Origin of the sequence: Paenibacillus sp. FSL W7-1279, assembly GCF_037969845.1 — a bacterium.
Lineage (GTDB): Bacteria > Bacillota > Bacilli > Paenibacillales > Paenibacillaceae > Paenibacillus_AQ.
In genome coordinates, this window is sequence record NZ_CP150215.1 from 7,289,344 (window position 1) to 7,311,483 (window position 22,140).

A 22,140-nucleotide genomic window follows, 5' to 3' on the forward strand; every position below is an offset into this window, starting at 1 on the left:
TTCGAAACTTCCACGCTTTACAACTTCGATAACGATTGCCAATCCCCTCTCATCCGCTCTATAAAATGCAATGCAAAATGAAGAAAGCCCTTCCTGCCCATGAGGAAGAGCTTGTCTGGTGTGTATTCATCTTTGTTTCATTTGAGCTCTCACAATCACGTTTAGCCATCGGCTTGCGTCTGCAAAATATAACCTTTTCCACGGATGCTCTCAATGTCCAGAACGTCTCTCGTCTTCTTACGGACCCGATAAATCAGTGCATTCAACTCCTCCGAGCTCACATCGGGCACTTCATCCGTTCCGTAGCTTCGCTCGGGCCAAACGTATGCCTTGAGCTGATCCTTGGACACAAACTGCCCTTGGTGGTTGATCAGCAGCTCCATGCATTTGTACTCTTTTTCCGAAAAAGCGTACACATCCTCGCCGTATACCAGCTCCTGCTTGAACGGATTCAACCTAAGCCCGCCTGAAGCCTCGACCGCAGCCAGCTGTTTGATAAGCGGTGTAATGTCCATCGTCTCATCCATGCTGAGGATGGAGAAGGACAACACGATCAGATCTCCAGCGAGTACAATGGTATCTCCATGCTGGAGGGGAATTTCGTCATGGGGAGCCAACCGTTCCTGATTGACGAAGGTACCATGCTTGCTGTTCAGATCCTTAATGCTGAACTTCCCGTTTCGATACAGCAGCGCTGCATGCCGCCGGGACACAAAGATATTATCAAACGCGATATCCGGATCAAAATGCTGGCCCTTGCGGCCAAGCACCGTTATGGGTTTGGTCAAAGCTATAACGTCCCCACGTTCGTAGGGATTCCCCCGCTCCACCATCAAAAAGGAGGATTTGTCCATCATGCTCCCTCCCGTTCTTATATGCTGCTCATTGTGTTTATCAGTTCGCTATTATGCAATTGTTATGATCCAGCTATTGAGTATGCGCCCAAAATCACTAAGATTTATGGAAGAAGGATTTAATATAGAGAACTTAGATAGAGATAAATATAAATCTACTACTGCATATTGTATACGATTTTGGGGGATTGGATCATGCGAAAACTAAAAAGATGGAAGAAAATCATACTGTTTTTTCTCGTGTTGTTTGGATTTCTGTTTGTAAATAATACATCCCTGTTCACCAAAGACCGTGACGCCGAGCCGCTGCTGCTGGCGCATCGGGGGCTTGGCCAAACCTTCTCGATGGAAGGCATTCAAGCTGACACTTGCACCGCCTCCCGCATCTATGTGCCGGAGCATGCTTACCTGGAGAACACCATCCCGTCCATGAAAGCCGCATTCGAAGCAGGCGCCGATATCGTCGAGTTGGATATCAAGCCAACCAAGGACGGACAGTTCGCCGTGTTCCACGACTGGACCCTGGAATGCCGCACCAACGTGGAGGGCTCGGTCAAGGATTATACCATGGAGCAGCTAAAAAACATAGACATCGGGTATGGTTACACCGCCGATCAGGGAGCCACATATCCTTTTCGGGGAAAAGGAATCGGGCTGATTCCGTCGTTAGACGAGGTATTAGAGGCATTTCCTGACGGTTCATTCCTGATCCATATCAAAAGCACCGACCCCGAAGAGGGAAAACTCCTGGCAGAGTATCTGTCCGGACTGCCGATGAAGCGTCTCAGCCAGCTGACCGTATATGGGGATGACGAACCGATCCAAGCATTAAAATCACAGCTCCCCTCCCTACGCGTCATGTCGATGGGCACGCTGAAGAGCTGTCTGGCATCCTACGCCGGAGCCGGCTGGAGCGGTTACCTCCCATCGGTCTGCCGCAACACCCAGCTGCATATCCCGGAGAAATACGCCCGTTACTTGTGGGGATGGCCGGATAAATTCCTGAACCGGATGGACAGCATCAATACACGGGTCATCCTCGTCGCCGGGGATGGCGGCTGGTCGGAAGGGTTCGACTCCGTGTCGGATTTGGAGCGACTGCCGGAAGACTACAGCGGCGGCATTTGGACGAATCGGGTCGACGTTATCGCCCCGGAGCTGACCATCAAGAAGAATGAATAATCGAAGGGAAAGCCCCTCCGCCCCGCTGCGGGGCTTTTTTTATTTTCACGTGGTGTAGGGCAAAGTTTTTGGGACGTTTTTACCGATTATTATTAATAGGGGTCTTTTAGCCTAATTTCATACTAGAATCATTGAATATATAGGAGTTGATATTTTGGCCAGGGAAACAGAGAAAAAAGGAATGGCGTGGTTTAAGAGTGCCCGCTCGAACCAGAACCAGCCCGAGAAGAACAGTACCGAACAAGAGGATATTGCTGCAACGGCAGAAGAAGAGGCGGCTTATTCCGCGGAGCCAGAACTGCCCGCTGCAGAAGGAAACAAACCTCAATTCTCCAAGGATAATCAGGACAAGATCGGCCTTGATGTCATTGTTTCGATCGAGAACATGCTGAAGGAACGGCAGCTGCTGGCCTATAAGAATAGAGGCCTGGAGGATCAGCTCTTTACCGCGAACGAGACGATCAACCGGTATAAGCATGAGCAGATCAAAAGAGATCAGCTGGTTCAGGAGAAGAACAAGGAAATCCGCGAACTCGAGAACGTGCTGACGAACAAACAGATGGCCTACGATCAGCTGCTGGAGGATTACAAGGAATACCAGTTAACGTCGAACCTGGCGTATGAGAAGCTCTCCAATCAGCTCGAAACCGAGACCGCCAAGTACAACAAGCTCTATGAGGAGTCTAACAACACCCAATATCAGAACATGCTCAATATCAACTCGCTTGAAGAGAAGGTCCGGGAGCTGGAGATTGCCAACCAGAAGTACGCGGAGCAATACCAGAATATCCTGGATGATAAAGCCAAGCTGATGCAGACCATCAATGATTTTACCGAGAAGATGTCCTTCTCCTTCTCACCGAAAACCACGGCTTCCAATACACCATCGGAATAATCTTACCCGCATGAACAGCTAGAGAAAGGGGGGCCATCATGTCAGGATCCTACGGCAGAATCATAGAGCTGCTGGCGATCGAGAGGGATACCGAAACATTCGGTCTACGAATCAAGCTATCCCTAATAGAATCGGCGGAGCCATTATGGTTAACCGATAACGAGACCATAGCGAATATAGCAGCCGTGACGGAGTTCGATGGGGTTCATAAACACCGAATATCCTTACATACCGCATGGGATGCAAACAAACAGCAATACATAGGTTCCATTACGCGTACATATCGTGATCATAGTGAACGGTTTTCATTTGCCTGCTCCGTTCCGTTCAGGAACGAATTAGAATCAATCAAGAAGATCCGGCATGCAGATGACTTGCATACGCTGCCTTTCCTCTCCACGCATCGATCCGAAGCGGATCAGCCCGAAAAGATGCCAGCCGCCGAAGGGGACCTGAAAACCAATCGTTTCGCAAGGAAACGGCGCCATCTTCCGCTTAAGCTGGTAAGCGCCATCATGATGAGCTTGATTTTTGTTGTATTATTAAGTTCATTTAATTACTCGTATCCCGGTGACATTAAGCCTTATTCTGCAGTAACGGCCACTGCGGAAGCAGAGACCGTTATCCAATTGCTTGCCGAGAACCGGAGCGCCATCATCGCGAAACCCGTGGCAGCCTCAAAGGAGGAAGCAGCGGAGAGCAGACCGAAGGAGAGTAAACCGAAGGATAACAAACCCTCTGCTTCCATTCCACAGCTGGAGCTGGAGGAGTTCATCTCGTTTAGCCTGCCCAAAGGGTATGTAGCCCTTACATTTGATGATGGGCCTTCCAAGCACTCTATCGATATTATGAATGTCTTAAAAAAACACGAGGTTGGCGGAACATTCTTCTTTGTTGGCACCAATGTAAAAAAACATCCCGACTATGTCAGGGCCATCCATGCGAACGGATACTCTGTCGGCAGCCATTCCATGACTCATAGCCAGCTGACAAGCCTTACCTATGAACAGCAGCAGGCAGAGTTGACCCGCGTGTCCGACCTCATCGAGCATATTACCGACGAGAAGCTGGTACTCTTCCGTCCGCCCTACGGTGCCTTTGACGATCGGACCGAGGCGTTAAGCCAACAGCAAGGCAGTAAGATGGTGCTCTGGAACCGGGATCCCGAGGATTGGCTGACCCGCGACGAGGATAAAATCCTCGAGTATGTCCAGCATATCGAAGCTTCCGGCTCCATCATCCTCCTGCATGAATCGCAGGCGGTTGTGGACGCCTTGCCGAAGATTATTAAGCACCTGCAGGATCAGGGACTCACGATCGTCAGTTTGCAATAGCCAACCTATCCTTTAAGAGAATGCCGTATCCGTTGTTCTGCAAACATCGGATACGGCATTTTTATGGATAAACGAACGATGGGGCCTCAGAAGCTAAATTTATTCGTTCGGTCTTCTTAAAGGCTTTAGGAACGCAAGCGTAGAATAGTATGTTCGAGGTGAACCTATGACAACCCGGATTTCCCGCAAGAAGGCCATTCTTGCGATCATCGCCCTTCTTGCTCTAATCGGCGTCGTCTTCATCGCCTACGCTATCATCCATAGCAAGGAGAACCCCGACGTGACAGCAGCGTTTATTGAAGAGCATATGACCAACGATAACGGTACCATTGCTACCTATCTCAAGCCCGCTTCTTCTCAGAACCCGGACATCGTTGCCGGTAGAGAAGCGTTATCCGAGTCGCTCGGACTTTGGATGCAGTATGCTGTCTTATCCGGCGATCGAGCCCGGTTCGATGATAGCGCCCAGCTTCTTGCAACCTACTTCCTCCATAAGGGTCAGGAAACTTATATCCGGTGGAAGCTCAGACCAGACGGTCAATCCGAGGTAACGACCAATGCCCTGGGCGATGATCTCCGAATCCTCGATGCCCTGCTGAAGGCGTACAAACTCTGGGACCGGGACGAATACCTTCAATTGGCGAAGGAGATCGGCTCATCATTGGAAGCACCTGCCCAAACCCAAGGATATTTCGTGGATTATCATGATTTTGAACGGAATGCATCGGCAGCCGTGTTAAGCCTGGTCTACGCTGACATATCGGCACTGCGCGAAATGCAGAATAACGGAATCCTGTCCCGTCAGGAGTATAAACAGTATCAGGACCTACTCTCCCACATGCCTTCTGACGGCATCTTCTATCCCAAAACCTATCAAATTCGCTCCGGTCAATATGAGTATGACGCATCGGTCAATCTAATCGACCAGCTGATCGTTGGCATCCATCTGGCGGAGATGGATCATCCGCCGAAGGAGCTCATACAATTCTTGAAGGGAGAATTCCAGAAGAATCAGAAGCTGGCAGGGCGCTACAACCGGAAGACAAGAAAGCCTGACGCGGCATACGAGTCACCTGCCGTCTACGGACTGGCTATTATCCTGGCGTCAAAAACGAATGAACTCCCTTGGGCCCGGGAGCTGCATGATCGAATGATCCAATTCCGAGGCCAAGATCCCGTTTATCCGGGAGGGTATGTGTTTGATGGGAATACGCATGCTTTTGATAACCTGTTTCCTCTACTCGCGGAGACGCTGCTAGAACCAACCGTGAAATAATCCGTCGTCGCTGCAATCTTTGGTCTCTTTACAGACTCTCGATGAGCATATACACACCCGTAAAGATCAAAATGATATAGGTGAATATCTGGAATACTCTCTGGTTAATGACAATGAATAGTCGCTGTCCGATCAACAGCCCGACGAACACCAGGGGAAGCGCAATTCCGCTCGATACCCAGACGGTCTTGCTCGTTCCCGCCACGATCACCTGAATGATCAAACTCAGGGAATAGATGAACAAATAGAAGGCGAGTGTCGTCCCTCTGAGCTTTGCCTTCTGCGTGTCGGTGCCCGAGAAATATAACAGCAGGGGCGGACCCGGCATTCCAATGCTGGTCGTTAGAGAGCCTGAGAGCCCCCCTACCGCCAGATCCCTGCCATGGCTCTGACGGATTCTGAATTTTAGCATCAGCATGACGGTTAATGCCAATATGATCAGACTAACGCCTAACTTCAGATAACGAATATCGATAAAGGAAAAAATAACGATGCCGAGAGGGAGTCCTGCCGCACTTCCGATCACCAATCGCTTGAGGATGCCGTAGTCGATGTCCTTGCGTATCCTCGCGATTAAGGCAGCCGAGATGACAAGAGAAAGAATTAAATTAATCTGAATAGCCTCGTTAGGCTGGAATAAGAGCAGCAGAAACGGCGTAGCCAGGATAGAGAACCCAAATCCGGTGCTGGTCTGAAGAATGGACGCCACGAAAATAATGACCGCAAACAGTATAATATCCACGCTGCACCTGCTTTCTTCACGTATTGCGGGAGACTCCTATTTGAGGCAACCCCATCCTACCATTGTAACATAATGGAATCATCGGCACGGGTAAGTCGGGGTACTTAATTTGTGCATGTTGTGCACCAAATGTAAGACGCGTGCCTTGGTTAGATGAGAACAACCCTCCAGGTTTGGAGGGTTGTTGTTACCATATATACACGATGATATTCGATATGCACATTATATCTTTTTAACAAATTCCGATTTCAATTTCATAGCTCCGAATCCGTCGATTTTGCAATCGATATCGTGATCGCCATCGACTAATCGTATATTTTTCACCTTTGTGCCGATTTTCAATACAGAGGAGCTGCCTTTTACTTTAAGATCTTTGATTACCGTTACAGAATCGCCGTCGGCCAACACATTGCCGTTCGCGTCTTTGATGACCTTCGTATCTGCATCATGCTCTCCTTCGGACTCCAAGGTCCATTCATGAGCGCATTCCGGGCAAACCAGGAGGTTCCCATCCTCATATGTATATTCAGAATTACATTTCGGGCAATTCGGCAAAGTAGACATCGTTTCGTATTCTCCATTCGTTTTATACTAACTATACCCTATATTAGAAACCTATGCTGGCCAATACCCATACTTCGGTTACCGAGGATTAAGCCTTTCCGCAGACACCGTAGAAAAACATATGAACCATTCCCTCCAGGAAGCCTTCCATATCATCACTTTGCTGGGCCATAGCCAGAATCGATTCAAGGGCACCCGGATCGGGTGCCCTCTCTTATATATTCCATTCGTCCTCTTCCAAAACCCACCTACCCCGTTATGATCGACTTCGCCTTCTCCAACGCCGAAACAACCTTGTCACACCACACATCAAACTCTTCATCTTCCCGTTGATGTTCTGGATGGGACAAGATATAGTTCACCGTTTGCCTGATTCCTTGATCCGCCCGGGTGGTTGCCACGAATTCAGGGACAAGCCGCTTGAGCTTGGCGTTATCAAACACAACGGTATTCGCTTTGTCCCCCAACAATGAACCTCTAAAGTCCTGCGTGCTGGTTGCATCCAAGAATTCCGAAGACACGTGCACCGCATTCAGCTGTACGCCCAGGGCATCCGCAATGATTTGGTAGATCTGATTCCAGGTGAGCGACTCGTCAGAGGTAATATGCACCGACTCCCCGATGGCATGAATGTTGCCCATCAGACCGATGAATCCTTTTGCAAAATCGCTGTTGTGCGTCAACGTCCACAGAGACGTCCCATCCCCGTGAATAATGACCGGTTTATTCTCCAGCATCCGCTTCACAACCTGCCAGCTTCCTTGGCTGCCGTGCACGCCGAGTGGAATGGACCGCTCATCATACGTATGGCTAGGCCTTACGATAGTTACCGGGAAGCCATGTTCCCGATACTGCTTCATCAGATAATCTTCGCAAGCGATTTTATTTCTGGAATAGGCCCAGTATGGATTGGATAAAGGCGTGCCTTCCGTAATGCGATAATCGGATAGTGGCGTCTGATAAGCGGAAGCGGAGCTGATGAATATAAACTGCTTGGTTTTTCCATTGAACAGACGATAATCTCTCTCCAGATGGGCCGGTTCGAAGGCTATAAAGTCGGCCACAATATCAAAATCGAGCGGCTCAATAAGTTTCGCCACTTGGTCTTCGTCATGAATATCGGCCTGCAAAATATGTGCGCCCTCGGGCAATGTGTCGTTTCGGTTCCCTCGGTTGAGCAGGTATAGCTCGCATCCCTGTTCCAGCAGCTGCTTCGTAATCGCCGAGCTGATCGTTCCGGTTCCTCCAATAAACAACGCTTTCATAAACTGCACCTCCGCTAGCAATAATGAGAAGACCTGCAACTTGACCTTCTAACCTTTACGATAGCATGGGGACGGTTGCCATTACAATTTCCAAAAAGGGTTGACCAGCAGCAAGTTAGTTATTTGCACACCGCCAATGCAGCCTCCAAACGACTCCTATGTATCGAGTAAGGTTTACGTGCCCCTTCTTTACGCAATACGCCATCAGATACCAGCTGATTGAGTATCGGCGTTACGGTTTCTCGTATGCTGCCTGTCATGGTTGCCAGCTCCTGATGGGTAAGCTCGATCTGTAGCGGGGCCCAATCCTCTGCAGCCTTCGAATCTGGTGAGAATTTGGCAGCCAGCTTGTTCAGCAAGAATAGCAGACGTTGTCGCACGCTCCCGTAAGCCATATACTCCAGTAGTTCTTCCATCTCTTTGAGCCTGCCAGTTATGAGTTCAATGTACTTGAATGCCAGATCCGGCTGTTCGCTGATCAACCTTCGGAATTGACGGCTCTCGATTTCACAAATGACGGAGTCTTCCATCGTGACGGCAAACATGGCAGATCCCGTATGAAAGGATGTCATTTCCCCAAACAGATGCCCCGCGCCCAAAATATCAAGCGTCAACTCCTTCCCTCCTGCCGTCAGCTTATAGAGCCGCACCTTTCCGGATTTTACGATGTACAGTACCTTCGGCTCCATATGAGGAGAGGCCACCACGGTTCCTTTGTTACGGATTTCAAGTGGTGTCACATGGTTCAATTGCAGCAGCTCCTCTTCGCTCAGTCCATGAAACAGATCCAGTCGTGACAGATATTTAATCATCTCCATGCCATGTTTCTCCCTTTCGCTATGTATTCTGGACTACATACTCTAATGTTTTGTGGCATGTAAACTAATCCTCGACAGGATGAGCCGCCAGAGAAAACAAAGGAGTGAGGATCACATGGAACCACTTTGGGTAATTTTATTTCAATGTGTATTGATTGGTATGTTTGCACTTTCCGCGTCGTTCAAATTTCTCCGCACCCGCTCGATGGTGCAGCACTGGAGCGAATACCGATACCCCCTCTGGGGGATGTTCGTTGTTGCCGGTCTGGAGTCAGCGGGGATTGTCTTTATGATATCAGCATTCTGGATTCCAGAGAACAAGCTCTACGCTGCTTCTCTATTTGCGGTTCTAATGGTGGGAGCCATTCATGCCCATCTGGTTCGAGCCAGGCATAAACCCTTCATGGCCCTGAATGCTCTGCTCATGCTTGTATTGTCGGTTACCCTTCTTCTTCAGTAGTCGCTCCGAATAAGAAACTAGTCGTATAAGGCTTTCTGTAATCTGCACCGTAAAAAGAGGCTGCACATGCTGTCTGCAAACAGACGTGTGCAAGCCTCTTCCTCTTTCCCTATATGGCGATTCATTCTTTTATTTCACCCATTTATGCAGCAGTGGCCCTTCCTCTCCAAAGACAGGATCCAGATCCGGTACAGGCACGCTTCGGATTTCGTTGATCGCCTGCGCCCGATCCGTCGGGTTCCGCTCCCTCATATTCGGCGTATTCCCTTCGGGATAGGCACCAATCACTTCAAAATCAGGGGTGCTGGTGAGTTTCATATGTGCAGTGCCTGCCGGCAAGACAATCACATCGCCTGTGGCAAGCTCCAGCCGTTCTCCCGCATCGCCGCCCACCAGGACGGTCGCGCTTCCGGACCGCACACCCAGGACTTCGTGCGTGTTGCTGTGATAATGATGGTAATCGTATACGCCGCCTGCCCAGCTCCCGCTCCAATGATGCCGGTTAAAGGCAGCCTCCAAGCCGCTCGGGTCATCCGCGAATACTCCATTGTACACAATGACCGGCAGATCGGGATTATTGGGAACCTCTCCATCGTCCTTCACGAAAAATGATCTGACATGTACCTCCACGGTCATCCGCTCCTTTCTACTCATTGATGCACTCGTAGTACCAGTACCCGGGGCGAGCCGTTTTCAAACCGAGTTGTTCAACATTGCCTCCGCAATCATCAGAAAATCCTCTCGTTTGATCTCGAAATGCCCATAACGAAAGGCATTCCCCCAATTTCACATGCGATTCCGATACTACTCCAATCTAATAACGGGTCCGCTCTTTTAATTGCTCCAACACATCCTGATAGTCCACGACCTGACGTTCCATCATACACGCTGCTGCTCCAAGGCTTGTTTCAACCGCTCTAGCTGCCGGACATGATGCCGATAATGCATCTCGATGAGCAAAAACCACTCTAGGGCATGCAATCCTCCGAAACTCGGATGGGGAACGGTATCCTGCAGGGATGCCTCTCCAAGCATTGGCTCGGTTTGTCTCATTCGTTGGACGACAGTATCCAAACCTCGAATCAACTGCTCTTTCGTTGCAGGCTGCTCCGGGGTATATTGGGGAGACGGCGGAACCTGAATACGGATGGGAGGGAAACTGCCCTGTTCGAATATCGCCATACCTACTTCCGTTTTTCCCGCTGAAGAGACTGCTGCATCCTCAATCGGGTTTAAACATAACTCAATATTTCGCAGATGCATGGATAACGCGGATTGAATCAAGTGCTGATACATTTGCCCGATCGACCACTCGTCCTCTGCTTGTCTGTACTTTAATTCCTCCATGCTGAAACCATCCAGCTCCTGTAGATACACCTGCACCGTCTCTTCAAACCGCTGCAATGCTTCCGTTGCATTCATATCAACCACTCCCTTACATCGTCTTTGTACCGAATATACAAAAACGCTACTGACAACGTCATGTCAGTAGCGTTTTAACATCTTTTCCGCTTCATCGCGGATCCGGTCACGGAAGGATTCCGGCTCAAGGACGACGACATTCGATCCCCAGCCAAGCACCCACTGCAGGATCTCCTCCAGCTGGCGAACGCGGAAGCTCACAAGCAATCCGTCCTCGCATTCTTCTAATGTCTCCATGTAATAGTTGTCGGATTCCTTAACTCGATCCGCAATATCGGGATTTGCCAGAACTTGCACCCGCAGGTTACGGTCATCCGAAGGTCGATAGTCTTCCAAGTCAAAATTCGGCGGCATCTCAAAACGCTCCTCAAGGACCTTCAATTCCTTCATGCGGGACAACCTAAAATGGCGGATTCCCTGCCGCAGGTCACACCATGCAATTAGTGTCCATGCGCCTTGGAGAAACGCTAGACCATAAGGAGCTGCCGAGCGAAAACTCTTCCTGTTGCCGTTAGAATCGGGCATTTTTTTCACATAATTGAATTCGACCTTACGCTCCTGCAGGATGGCTCGGCGAACGATTTCAACATAATCCTTCTCTTCTCCTAAACTTACCCTGTTGCCCGGTGAGAGCAGCCGCATGGTCTTCCGAACCCGCGAAGCATCTGCGCGGACAGGCTCCGGCAGAATGGACTCTATCTTCTTACTCGAAGTCCGAGCCTTCAGACCATATTCCGGGTCAAAGCGTTGTTCGACGAAATCCGTTCCAATGAGCAGAGTCACAGCCTCTTCCACCGTGAACATGACTGGCGGAAGGAAATATCCCTCCATTAATGAGTATCCTTGCCCGGGAGCTCCCATCACGGGTACGCCCGATTCGCTAAGGGCCTGAATATCCCGGTAGATGGTCCGGACACTCGTCTCGAATATAGATGCCAAATCTTCAGCCCGAACAACCTTTCGCTGCTGCAGCTCAAGCACGATAGCCAGCATCCGGTCTGTCTTGTTCATGCTGCTGTACCTCCCGTTCCATTATTAAAGCCGGTGCTCTATTATTCTGCAAACAGCGAAACCGAGCAAGAAGGACAGCTCACACCTCTCCCCAGTACACCTTCGTCTCATAATCAAAAAACACGCAGCCAGCCTGCTCATTCCGTTCAAATATCGTGCGCAGTTCGTTCATCATTGGATCGTAGTTCGGATGTCCCGGCAGCGGAGCGTAAGATGACGAGTGCAAGCGGCCGCACAATCCCTCGTAATCAAATGTCTGCCGATTGAAGAACTTCGCCTCCCTCATGTCCCCTCCCCGAAAAAAAGCAGCCAGCGTTTCACGCGAAATGTTCTTCTGATCCACTTCCTGATAATCGGTGCCATAGGTAAGGAGCAGCTGCTCATACGCTTCCAGGAACGGCGTTCCCTGCGTGAGCCTGGAATTCCATATCAGCGCAACCTTTCCGCCCGGTCTCAGGATCCGCCGGAACTCCGATTGGGCGGCATCACGGTCAAACCAATGAAAGGCCTGGGCGCTCACGATATGATCCACTGATTGATCAGGCAGTCCCGTCACTTCGGCTGAACCCGAGACCATTCGAAAGCCGGGTTCGCCTTCAAGGTCCGACTCGGCAGCTTCCCGCATCGCCTGATTCGGCTCCACAGCGGTCACGCAACTTCCCCGCTTCAGCAGCAGCTTCGAGAAAATCCCCGTCCCGGCGCCAATATCGGCAATCTCGCCGTCCATTCCTACCGTATCAAACAAATAATCCATGACCTCTTGCGGATAACTCGGGCGATACTTCGTATACGAATCGACGCGATTCGAAAACCGTTCCTTGCTGTTCATCCTAACCACGCTCCCATCCAAGATCTAAGTGAAATCCAGACAATGACATTATTGTTCCACTAGATGAAACCTTATTTCATTTTTAATTCCATTTTATAGCAACACTCGCTTATTAGCCAGCATTTATTGTCTAACAGCCTAACCAGATGGGCGAAACTCTCGTGCGAGCACTTGCAATACAGATAACCCCACATTCACCTGGGCAGGCAAACCGGGGTTCTCTGGGATTGCAGGACTGGTACGGACGTCTGTCAAGCTGAGTCGTAATTGTCGTTGCCGAACCTGCCGGCGCAGTTGTATCTAAGGCTCATACTCACTCAGTTTCCCTTCATAGATCAGTTGCAGGCGCTCGCTTTGACGGAAATCGTCCGGCGTCACCAAGGCCGGCAGCTTATCCCATAGCCTGACTCCGGACCGCTGCAGAATCTCCGCCACGAATTGCGAACAAAAGTAGGAGTTGCTGAATTCGATCGGTTCCTTTAGCGCGATGCCCAGGACGCCCAATATATTATAAAAATACTTTTTGTCCTTTCGGATAAAAGCCTGCAGAACCCGCTTCATCTTCGCGATGTCGCGTTCCGATACCTGAAGCTCATAGATGACACACGTCGTGTTGGGATATTTACTGAACGTTCCTGTCTTCAAATCCTCCTTCACGAACCCGCCGTTCAGAGGATTGTTCGGATTCTTTCTCCCGAAGCTATATAGCTCCGACAGCTCCCGATTAAAGGAGATCGAAGCATGGTTGTAAGGCGCCCTCGTGTAGCCCTGAATGACTTTTGTAAAGAGCGTTCCGGTATTGGTAAGCAATATAAAGACCGATTGATCCTCTACCATTTACGAAATTTCCCCTTATCCGTATTGAATTATTCCTTCATAATAACATATGATTCCTTTAGTAGAACAAGAATGATACCCGTGATAAGTTGGTGATGATAGGCATATGGACAGCTCGCTTTTAACCTTAATTCTAATATTCTCCGTCTTGTCGGTCATCCAGCTGCTCTATTATGTGATGAGCAAGACGCAGCCGAATATCGACTATACGGAAGTCGGATTTCGCATCAAAACCTGGTGGGGCATGCTGGTCATCTTCTGCTTGGCCACGCTTCTGAATCCTGTGGTTTCCCTGCTATCCCTTATGGTGTTAACCTTCTTTACGCTCAAAGAATATTTCTCGATGATCAAAACACGAAAAGCCGATCGTCGTTTGTTTCTATGGGCGTATTTAACCATACCCGTCCAATTCTATTGGATCTACATCGAATGGTACGGGATGTTTATCGTGTTTATTCCGATCTATGTATTCCTGGTGCTGCCGCTTCCGCGGTTGATTAACAAAGGCACCGTCGGCTTTATGCGCAGCGTCAGCTCCACCCAATGGGGTCTGATGCTCATGGTGTTCGGTCTCAGCCACCTGGCCTATTTCCAATTCGCCACGCCTCAGTATGGAGCAGGGCTGGTGCTGTTTCTCGTCGTCTTAACGCAGCTAAACGATGTGGTGCACACAATCGCTTCACTCTATTTTGGGAGAAGGAGAATCGTGCCCACCTCGAACCCGAATCTGACCTGGGAAGGCTTTGCCTGCGCGTTTATCGCAACCACCGCAAGCTCCTATCTCATCTATCCCTATCTGACGCCGCTTAGCCCGACGTTTGGCCTTCTGTCCGGTATGCTGATCAGCCTCGCCGGATTCTTCGGCAGCTTGACGGTTTCGGTGCTGAAGCGCGATTTGTTAATCGGGGATGACGGGCGGTTCGATGCCTTGAAGAAAAGCTATCTGAGCCGGGTCGACAGCCTGACCTATACCTCACCAATCTTTTTTCATTTCATCCGTTACTTTTACGACTTTATGTAGAAGTGCCAGACAACCCTCAGGTGCAGCACGGGGCGATACAACCTTTAGAAGCCATAACCATGCGAGCTAGGCTCAACTTGGTTATGGCTTTTTACAATGCATGAAATCCTATTAGTGCGAATCCCCCTGAATCCTTGTTCCAGAATCCATGGGCACCCCCTGCCAAATCGCTTTATCCGCCTAAAATATAGAAAGTGGAACCAAAACAGAGACTGCTCTCGAAAAGCATCTATGTATTCGTTTTCTTGCTCTATAGAGCGGTTTTACATTTAGGAGTCCATTACGATAGTTTATTACATAGAGCGTTATATGGGTTTATATGGAATGAAAGGTTTTAATTGGATTATATTATCCCTTAATACCTAGATTTTCCCCCTTGACATTGCCTGTTATAGAAAAAGCGCATACCTAATCTAAAGTCCAATAGAGTAGGCGCACCATACTGGTCTTCATCACAAAGAGAGACGAAGAAGAGAGGAGTGAGGAGTTTGCAGTACTTTTTTTATGGATTAGCCGGCGTATTTCTCGTGTTTCAAACCCTGTATACCTTCATCCCGCTGCTGTGCAGCAAGGTGAAGAAGCTAAATCCCGATCTCGCCGAAAAATCAATCTCTGTGCTCGTCCCCGCTTACAACGAGGAGCTGACGATTCGAAATTGCATCGATGCCATGGCGGGCTTGCGCTACAGCAACTATGAGATCATGATCATCAACGACGGCTCCAAGGACGGAACCTTATCCGCCCTAGACGAGCTTCTGGATTTGGAGCCGAGCACCAGATCGGCCGACAGCAAGCTGAACTACAAGCCGATAAAAGGATTCTATCGCTCGAATCTCTACCGCCATATTTACGTTATCGATAAGATGAATGGCGGAAAAGCGGATTCGCTGAATGCCGGAATCGATCATGCCGCCTCCGATATCGTCATCACCCTGGATGCGGACAGCATGCTGGAAGCCGACTCGCTCAAGTATGTGAATCAATATTTTCACGATAACGACATCATTGCGCTGGGCGGTACCGTCAAAATTGTACAGGGCGCCGCGCGGGACAAGAACGGGGCCATCGTTGAGAAGTTTCGCGGAAGAGGGCTCATCAAGAGCCAGATCATCAATTATACGCACGGCTTCTACGTCCGCAAACTCACGCAATCGTATTTTAATTCCATCGTGGTGATTTCAGGCGCGTTTGGCGCCTTCTATAAAGACGTTCTCGTTCATGTTGAGGGCTTCCGCAGCACGGTCGGGGAGGATATCGACATTACGCTGAAAATCCACGAGTACATCAAAGCCAATCAGTTGAAGAAAAAACTCGTCTACGCTCCCGAAGCGGTATGCTACACCGAATGTCCGGAGAATCTACCCAACTTCTATAAGCAGCGCATCCGCTGGCAAAAGGCCTTTATTGATTGCATCCTCATCTATTGGTCCAGGCTGTCCCGAAAATTCAGCGTCAGCGTGAGCCTGTTCTTTGCGATTGACGGATTTATGCTGGGGACACTCTCCGCGTTTACTACGATTTTTTATCTGGGGCAGACCCTGATCGTTGGCGGAAACCTCCTGCATGCCATCATCTTCCTGCTGATGAGCGTGCTGCTGAATGCGGCACAGATCATAATCGCCCTGTACTTATGCCGTAAATATGGCAGTACCTATACATTTTCCGATTATATGAAGATGTTCTTGTTCAGCCAAGCGGAGCTGTTAACCTACCGAAATTTGCTGCTGTACATTAACATTGCGGGGACATTCAAATATTTTGACAATGATGAAGGCTGGGGCTTCGTGGAGCGCAAAGGCGTGGCCGCCATCAGCCAGAACATCGCCACAGGATCGAATTAACTTATGGTGAAGGAGGCTGCCTGAAACAGCATGGTTCCCAATAAAAGAATTATCTATGTCGATATCCTAAGAATCCTATCCATTGTTGCCGTCATCATCCTGCACTACACAGCGGAGGTACTGACCAGCACGAATGATTTCCATTCCTCCTCCTGGTGGATCAGCAACGGGTTCAACTCCATATCCCGCTTCGCCGTGCCGGTCTTCTTCATGATCAGCGGGGCGATGATCCTGCGCACGAAGATTACCTCCTACCGGGAGTTCTATGCAAAGCGCGTCGTACCGCTGCTCATTCCCCTTCTGACCTGGTCGCTCATCTATGGCTTGTACAATCAATACTATTTAATGCGAAGCAAGCTGAATGCTTATGAGTTCGTTGCTGACTTCGGGTATCGGCTGCTGACCGACCGGAATTATGTGCATCTGTGGTTCCTGTACGCCATTATTGCCATCTACATGACGGTGCCGCTGATGAGCAAATTCATCAAATCCTGCAGCGAGAAGGATCTCCGGTATTATCTGCTCCTCTGGTTCATCGTCAGTATCGCCTATCGCTTCATCTCGGATGCCGTATTCCGTGCAACGGATCAATACATCAACATTCCGATCATGAACATCCCGTTCTTCATGGGCTTCCTCGGCTATTTTATCCTAGGGTACTATCTCTTCCACTTTGAGCTGCCGCTCAAAACCAAGAGCATTCTATACAATCTGGGCATCATCTCGTTTTTTATCACGCCGGTGGCCACCTATTTTGTCTCGCTGCGCAGCGGTGTCCTGGATGAGATGTTCTACGGCAACTATTCCGTCACCACCTTCTTCATGGCTGTCGGTTTGTTTATCTTCTTTAAGGAGAAGGAAGCCCGAATCAGCAATCAAGTGAACCATAAAATCCAGAAATTGATCAGCTCGGTCTCCCGGGCGAGCTTCAGCATCTATCTGATTCACCTGCTGGTCGAGATGATGTTATCCGGCCGAACCGAGGTCGAGGCCACGTTTCTGGAAGCCTCCCTCAGTCTGATCGTGAATATCTCCATCATCTTCGCCATCAGCTACATCACCGTCAAGGTGCTGAACCTAAGCAAGACGGCAACCTACATTCTATTCGGCGGGCGGGGTTAAAGGACGATGCGGATAACGATATATACGAAAATATTCATTGTGGTGCTGCTTGTCGGTATGGGTCTCTATTTCTATCAGATCTCCGCCGCGGAGGACCGGAAAATCACGGCAGTCTACGTGGAAGCCTGGCAGGATTACCGACACATCAAGTTATCGGAGAAAGGCGTGGACATCGCGTTTATCGCTTTTGCCAAGATTAAGGGAACGGATCTCTATTTCCATGAAGACAGCACAACCAACAACCAGATCAAAGAAAACATCAAACAGTTGAAAGCGGCGAATCCGAAGACCCAAATGGTCCTGGCTATAGGTGGTTACGGCGCAGACGGCTTCTCCGACGCTTCGCTGGACGGCAACCGGTACCTCTTCACCGAGAGCATCATCAATCTGGTCAAGGAGCTGGATCTGGACGGCGTGGATATCGACTGGGAGTATCCGGCGTTTCATGCCTGGAATACGCAGAAAGCGCGCCCGGAGGATACGAAGAATTTCACCAGTCTGATGAAGGAGCTGCGCGAGAAGCTGTACAGGCTGCCTCACAAGAACAAGAAATATCTGCTGACGTTTGCCTCCGGAACCCAGGACTGGTATTTCCAAAACGTCGAGGTCAAAAAAGTGGAGAAATACGTGGATTACATCAACGTCATGACCTACGACCTGACAGGCAAGTGGTCCGACACCACCGGCTTTAACTCCAATCTGTATGTGGACAGCCAGGGGAAATCCAAGCATTCCATTGATGGAATTATCTCGATGTACCTGGACCATGATATCGACAGCCAGAAGCTGCTGCTTGGCGTCCCTGCTTATTCGTACGGCTGGAAAAACGTGAAAGAAGCCAAGGGCACCAAAGACGGACTCTTCGCTCCCGGAACGCCCATCGACATCGACAAGGTGAACCTCAATTATAAGCAGATCGAGAAAGCCTACCTGAACAAAAACGGCTTCACGCGTTATTACGACAACAAAGCGAAGGCCGCCTACCTCTATGACGGCCATACCTTCATCAGTTACGAGGATCAAGAAGCCTTGAAGGAGAAGGTGGCCTACATCCAGAGTAAGAATCTCGGAGGAGCGATGGTCTGGCAGTACTCTCAGGACGCGGAGGATGGCATCGTGAAGTATCTGACGGAGCATTTGAATGAGAGACAGCAAGACGACGACAAGCGGTAACATTCAAAACCTTTTCTAAGCTATCCTGGACAGCATCCTTACTGGGGTATGCGCCTGGCGTCACCACACCCCTACCGCAAAAAGCCGATGATCATCGCAGTCGAATGCGGATCATCGGCTTTTTAATATTTTCTATCAGACTCCCTCGAGTGCCTAATACGGTCGTTTTAAGAGCTTGCCTGCCAATCATATTATCGTCTCTTCAGGATTCCCAGATACTCGATCCAAGGCCCCACGTCATTCCGGTAACGCTCGGCCAACACCCGCACAATTTGAGAGGTATGCGTTAAATCGTGCACCACCCACGTCGACAGCAGCTCTCTCAACTTCACCACACCGAATGCCGGGTGCAGGCCCGTCCGTTCGAGATTAGGCCCGGATTCCATTAGATCCTTTAGTTTAGCCAGGTTTTGAGCACGGATAACCTTAAATGCATGCAGCTTTTGATCGATAGATCCCCCTCCAGGTTCGTTTAAGTGAGCGTAACGGTCAAAGGGCGGAAACGGCTTGCCCTCCCCTTCCTGCAGCATAAACTCCAGCCGCGGTATCCAATTGGTCCGCTCACCTTCGATTAGGTGCTCAATCACTTCCATGGCATTCCAGGTGCCTTCCCCTTCATGGCTCCTAAGCCACCCATCCGATAAACCGGATAACATGTGCTCCAAGGTGACGGGGGTTCGCTCCAGAATCTCAACGGCTTCCTTGATATCAAAATTCATAACCCTCAGCTCCCATCCGTTCCGTATTCACCATGCCACTTCCTATAGAAACCGGAATCGTCTCGATTTAATAACGTAATCGACTTATTCTTAGTTCCACATGAATTCGTATCCTATTTTTACATTGATCACTTTTCACCCGTAATTCTAACAGCCTCTATGTGACTGTATCGATTAAAGTAAAGAGCTTTGTCCTTTTTGATCCATCTAATTACGATATGGCAGAAGATAAAGAACCATAACAGTCCTGTAAGGAAAGCCACTCCAATTGCAAAAAGGTTGGCTAGAAGATCTTCACCCATATGATTAGAAAATATCTCCGATAAAGCTGAACACAATAAAGGCAAATAGACAATGGCGTAACGTCGGCTCAAACTTCCTATCCAATTCCCCTTTTCCGGAAGTAATCTCATGCGAACGATCTTAGAACCCACCGTATTTCCTTTCCAAATCACAGGGATAACGACCATTAACACAAAGAAAACAATGGCAAAGATGATCTCGTCAACAAGTAATCCTGGACTCTTCAGCAACCCGAATATAATGCCGGTTATCACTCTGGCAATCATAATATTAAGAAGAACCTCCATGAGCTGGGCACCAAAGGTTGCTTTTCTCTGGTTGTGAAAGAAGTGGCTTTGCTCACTAAGCGTTTCCCGCGATGGTATTAACACCAAAAACATGGGGGCGAGTATAAAGCCAAGTAAAGTCCCAACCGTATTCGTCAACAAATCATCTACATCAAATATACGGTAGGGGCATTCATAAAAGCCAAACAAAGCGGTTCGTTGGGTTATTTCAAAGAAAAGCGAAACCCCAAAGCCAATAAGAGCAGCATGAAACCATTTCGCTTTCCCCTTAAAAAAATACCTCAGAAACACACCTAATGGAAACAAAAGCAAAACATTAAAAAACATTTGATAAAAGGCCCGCGTTGTTAACAAATGGATATAACTCGAAGGGGCCGTCCAATGAAATCCGCTTTCGCGTTTAATATCCCGTATAAATTGAAAAGGGCGATATTGAGTGAAAATCGTGCCGGGATCCATTGAAGCACAATTATTCCGAGCGCTGGGGAGTGGAAAAATCACTAAGAAGAAAGCACTTAATCCATAAAAGATAAAACTTAAGATAAGTAATGTTCTCCAAAAGCTAAAGTACCCATGTTTACGATACTGATAAACCGCCCAAGGGAGCGTCAGAAAGGATGCTAATACAAAACAAATGGATAAAGCAATGAAAACAGGCATTACATAGGCTTGCATTTCATTCTCCCTTTCTAGAAGCAGCTAGTCTTTAGTGATTATATAAGTATTTCCAAAAGATTGATCTGGCCATACTTTATAATCCAGTTCATCAAAGGGCACAGAGACGTAAATGATTTGATCTGTGAATAAAAATCGATATTGACTTGGTGTTAACACCAAGTTGTACGATAATAGGGCAAACCAAGCGCTGCTGCAGAAAGAGGTGCCAACATGGGAGACACATATTCCATCAAACAAGTATCTAAACGAACCGGCTTGACTGAGGATGCCATTCGCCATTACGAGAAGATCGGTCTCCTTCCTCCTCCCGCAAGGAAAGATAATGGCCATCGTGTATATCACATAGAGGATGCCGAAATGATGGAACTCATCACATGCCTGAAGAAGACAGGAATGTCACTGGAGGATATGAAAGCCTATGTGCATCTTCCCTTTAAGGAAAATATTCAATCCGTTCCGGAGCTGAACGCCATGCTCCAGAATTACCGTCAGAAAATTACCGAGCAAATTTCGGACCTGCAGCGCATTCTGCGGTTCATCGATGACAAGTTGATCCATAATCAGTCCCTGCTAAATCCCGATAGGGCGACCAGCGAAGAATCTTAAGTATAGGAGAATGACACATGACACATAAAAGAAATCATCGAGTCGCCTTGATCACGGGTGCAAGCTCCGGCATTGGCTTGGAGCTAACCAAGCGATTGTTATCCGAAGGCTGGCAAGTCCTCGCTTTGATCCGTTCTGCCTTTCCATCCGGTGATTCCCTTGTACAAGACTGCATTATGTCGCAGCAGCTGAGAATATACACGGCCGATTTGTCGGATTTCACGGATCTCCAAACCTCGCTGAATCAGATCAAGAAACACGAGGAGCATATCGACCTGCTGTTTAATAACGCAGGTGTTTCCTTTGGCCAATTATCCTACTCCAAACAAGGGCGCGAGATGCATTTTGAAGTAAACTCCGTGGTGCCTTATATCATCTTGATGGAAATGAAAGAGCTCCTAGCGAGAGGCAGCTTCAAAACGGTAATCAATACGTCCTCCAATGCGCTGCTGTATCTCAAACAGTTCGATTACAATACGTTGGCTTCCCCTACCGTGTTCAAAAAGCTGGTTGGGCCTTACGCTGCAAGTAAATTAGCGCTATCGTTGTGGACTCAGGAGATCGCCAATTCCATACAGAAGGATGGCATTATGATCCGGAGTGTCTGTCCGGGAGCAAATAAAACAACCATCACCAACAACGCCGGGATGCCAAAATTTATGATCCCGATCCGCCACCTGTTCTTCTCTCATCCCAGTGAGGGAGCTTCACGTCTGTATGAAGCAGCGCTAGGCAGTTCCCCACAATCGACGGGAGTCTTTCTCAACAAGAGGAAAGTAACGCCTTTGAAATTCTCGAGCCAGGGTATGGAGGTGCTTGGCATGGTAGAGCGGATCTATAGGCAGGAGTTTACCGCCCTTTCTTTACCCATGCAGCAGAGTTAATGGTGTTCAACCCATCT

Annotated in this window: 23 protein-coding genes; 11 read left to right on the forward strand and 12 right to left on the reverse strand. The window is 48.9% G+C overall.

Going from position 1 to position 22,140, the window contains the following annotated elements:
* Positions 1 to 161: 161 nt before the first annotated feature.
* On the reverse strand, positions 162 to 857 hold the full coding sequence (locus MKY82_RS33010; protein WP_233354691.1) for an FHA domain-containing protein: 696 nt from the start codon (positions 855 to 857) through the stop codon (positions 162 to 164).
* 192 nt (positions 858 to 1,049) lie between these two features.
* Between MKY82_RS33010 and MKY82_RS33015 the strand changes: the two genes are divergently transcribed.
* The 4 genes from MKY82_RS33015 to MKY82_RS33030 all read left to right on the forward strand — a co-directional run bounded on the left by MKY82_RS33015 (position 1,050) and on the right by MKY82_RS33030 (position 5,541).
* Complete coding sequence (locus tag MKY82_RS33015) at positions 1,050 to 2,036, forward strand: glycerophosphodiester phosphodiesterase family protein (protein ID WP_339295154.1); 987 nt, start codon at positions 1,050 to 1,052, stop codon at positions 2,034 to 2,036.
* Between the two features lie 154 nt (positions 2,037 to 2,190).
* Entirely contained in the window at positions 2,191 to 2,931 is a 741-nt protein-coding gene (locus tag MKY82_RS33020; RefSeq protein ID WP_339295155.1) for a hypothetical protein, read from the forward strand.
* 38 nt (positions 2,932 to 2,969) lie between these two features.
* Positions 2,970 to 4,265 (forward strand): polysaccharide deacetylase family protein, encoded by a 1,296-nt coding sequence (locus tag MKY82_RS33025; RefSeq protein WP_339295156.1) that lies wholly within the window; start codon positions 2,970 to 2,972, stop codon positions 4,263 to 4,265.
* A 166-nt stretch (positions 4,266 to 4,431) separates the two neighbouring features.
* Positions 4,432 to 5,541, forward strand: a complete 1,110-nt coding sequence (locus tag MKY82_RS33030; protein ID WP_339295157.1) for a glycosyl hydrolase family 8 — start codon at positions 4,432 to 4,434, stop codon at positions 5,539 to 5,541.
* Between the two features lie 28 nt (positions 5,542 to 5,569).
* Here the strand turns inward: MKY82_RS33030 and MKY82_RS33035 are convergent, their stop codons facing one another.
* The 4 genes from MKY82_RS33035 to MKY82_RS33050 all read right to left on the reverse strand — a co-directional run bounded on the left by MKY82_RS33035 (position 5,570) and on the right by MKY82_RS33050 (position 8,930).
* Positions 5,570 to 6,283, reverse strand: a complete 714-nt coding sequence (locus tag MKY82_RS33035; protein WP_194540150.1) for a sulfite exporter TauE/SafE family protein — start codon at positions 6,281 to 6,283, stop codon at positions 5,570 to 5,572.
* Positions 6,284 to 6,505: 222 nt separating this feature from the next.
* Positions 6,506 to 6,847: a zinc ribbon domain-containing protein YjdM gene (locus MKY82_RS33040; protein WP_216533668.1), complete on the reverse strand. Its 342-nt coding sequence runs from the start codon at positions 6,845 to 6,847 to the stop codon at positions 6,506 to 6,508.
* 248 nt (positions 6,848 to 7,095) lie between these two features.
* The gene (locus MKY82_RS33045) at positions 7,096 to 8,112 is read right to left on the reverse strand and encodes an SDR family oxidoreductase (protein WP_194540154.1); all 1,017 of its coding nucleotides are present in this window, start codon (positions 8,110 to 8,112) and stop codon (positions 7,096 to 7,098) included.
* 119 nt (positions 8,113 to 8,231) lie between these two features.
* On the reverse strand, positions 8,232 to 8,930 hold the full coding sequence (locus tag MKY82_RS33050) for a Crp/Fnr family transcriptional regulator (RefSeq protein ID WP_339295158.1): 699 nt from the start codon (positions 8,928 to 8,930) through the stop codon (positions 8,232 to 8,234).
* Positions 8,931 to 9,045: 115 nt separating this feature from the next.
* Here MKY82_RS33050 and MKY82_RS33055 point away from each other — a divergent pair, with 115 nt between their 5' ends.
* Positions 9,046 to 9,390: a DoxX family protein gene (locus MKY82_RS33055; protein ID WP_339295159.1), complete on the forward strand. Its 345-nt coding sequence runs from the start codon at positions 9,046 to 9,048 to the stop codon at positions 9,388 to 9,390.
* A gap of 129 nt (positions 9,391 to 9,519) precedes the next feature.
* On the opposite strand, the gene MKY82_RS33060 is transcribed toward MKY82_RS33055, so the two are convergent.
* The 5 genes from MKY82_RS33060 to MKY82_RS33080 all read right to left on the reverse strand — a co-directional run bounded on the left by MKY82_RS33060 (position 9,520) and on the right by MKY82_RS33080 (position 13,489).
* Positions 9,520 to 10,020, reverse strand: a complete 501-nt coding sequence (locus MKY82_RS33060; protein ID WP_194540157.1) for a cupin domain-containing protein — start codon at positions 10,018 to 10,020, stop codon at positions 9,520 to 9,522.
* Positions 10,021 to 10,269: 249 nt separating this feature from the next.
* A complete protein-coding gene (locus tag MKY82_RS33065; protein WP_339295160.1) occupies positions 10,270 to 10,812 on the reverse strand; it encodes a DinB family protein in 543 nt (180 codons plus the stop codon).
* A 63-nt stretch (positions 10,813 to 10,875) separates the two neighbouring features.
* Positions 10,876 to 11,823: a YafY family protein gene (locus MKY82_RS33070; RefSeq protein WP_339295162.1), complete on the reverse strand. Its 948-nt coding sequence runs from the start codon at positions 11,821 to 11,823 to the stop codon at positions 10,876 to 10,878.
* Between the two features lie 79 nt (positions 11,824 to 11,902).
* The gene (locus MKY82_RS33075) at positions 11,903 to 12,652 is read right to left on the reverse strand and encodes a class I SAM-dependent methyltransferase (protein WP_339295163.1); all 750 of its coding nucleotides are present in this window, start codon (positions 12,650 to 12,652) and stop codon (positions 11,903 to 11,905) included.
* A gap of 300 nt (positions 12,653 to 12,952) precedes the next feature.
* Positions 12,953 to 13,489, reverse strand: a complete 537-nt coding sequence (locus MKY82_RS33080; protein ID WP_071220582.1) for a hypothetical protein — start codon at positions 13,487 to 13,489, stop codon at positions 12,953 to 12,955.
* Between the two features lie 106 nt (positions 13,490 to 13,595).
* Here MKY82_RS33080 and MKY82_RS33085 point away from each other — a divergent pair, with 106 nt between their 5' ends.
* From MKY82_RS33085 to MKY82_RS33100, 4 genes are all read left to right on the forward strand, one after another.
* A complete protein-coding gene (locus tag MKY82_RS33085; RefSeq protein WP_194540161.1) occupies positions 13,596 to 14,510 on the forward strand; it encodes a phosphatidate cytidylyltransferase in 915 nt (304 codons plus the stop codon).
* Between the two features lie 488 nt (positions 14,511 to 14,998).
* A complete protein-coding gene (locus MKY82_RS33090) occupies positions 14,999 to 16,351 on the forward strand; it encodes a glycosyltransferase (protein ID WP_339295164.1) in 1,353 nt (450 codons plus the stop codon).
* Between the two features lie 30 nt (positions 16,352 to 16,381).
* Positions 16,382 to 17,473, forward strand: a complete 1,092-nt coding sequence (locus MKY82_RS33095) for an acyltransferase family protein (protein ID WP_339295165.1) — start codon at positions 16,382 to 16,384, stop codon at positions 17,471 to 17,473.
* A 6-nt stretch (positions 17,474 to 17,479) separates the two neighbouring features.
* The gene (locus MKY82_RS33100; protein ID WP_339295166.1) at positions 17,480 to 18,646 is read left to right on the forward strand and encodes a glycosyl hydrolase family 18 protein; all 1,167 of its coding nucleotides are present in this window, start codon (positions 17,480 to 17,482) and stop codon (positions 18,644 to 18,646) included.
* A 191-nt stretch (positions 18,647 to 18,837) separates the two neighbouring features.
* On the opposite strand, the gene MKY82_RS33105 is transcribed toward MKY82_RS33100, so the two are convergent.
* Together MKY82_RS33105 and MKY82_RS33110 are read right to left on the reverse strand one after the other, a co-directional pair.
* Complete coding sequence (locus MKY82_RS33105) at positions 18,838 to 19,365, reverse strand: DinB family protein (RefSeq protein ID WP_339295167.1); 528 nt, start codon at positions 19,363 to 19,365, stop codon at positions 18,838 to 18,840.
* A gap of 128 nt (positions 19,366 to 19,493) precedes the next feature.
* Entirely contained in the window at positions 19,494 to 20,630 is a 1,137-nt protein-coding gene (locus MKY82_RS33110) for a VanZ family protein (protein ID WP_339295168.1), read from the reverse strand.
* 213 nt (positions 20,631 to 20,843) lie between these two features.
* Here MKY82_RS33110 and MKY82_RS33115 point away from each other — a divergent pair, with 213 nt between their 5' ends.
* Positions 20,844 to 21,239, forward strand: a complete 396-nt coding sequence (locus tag MKY82_RS33115; RefSeq protein ID WP_220687133.1) for a MerR family transcriptional regulator — start codon at positions 20,844 to 20,846, stop codon at positions 21,237 to 21,239.
* Positions 21,240 to 21,256: 17 nt separating this feature from the next.
* On the forward strand, positions 21,257 to 22,123 hold the full coding sequence (locus MKY82_RS33120; protein WP_339295169.1) for an SDR family NAD(P)-dependent oxidoreductase: 867 nt from the start codon (positions 21,257 to 21,259) through the stop codon (positions 22,121 to 22,123).
* Positions 22,124 to 22,140: the final 17 nt, after the last annotated feature.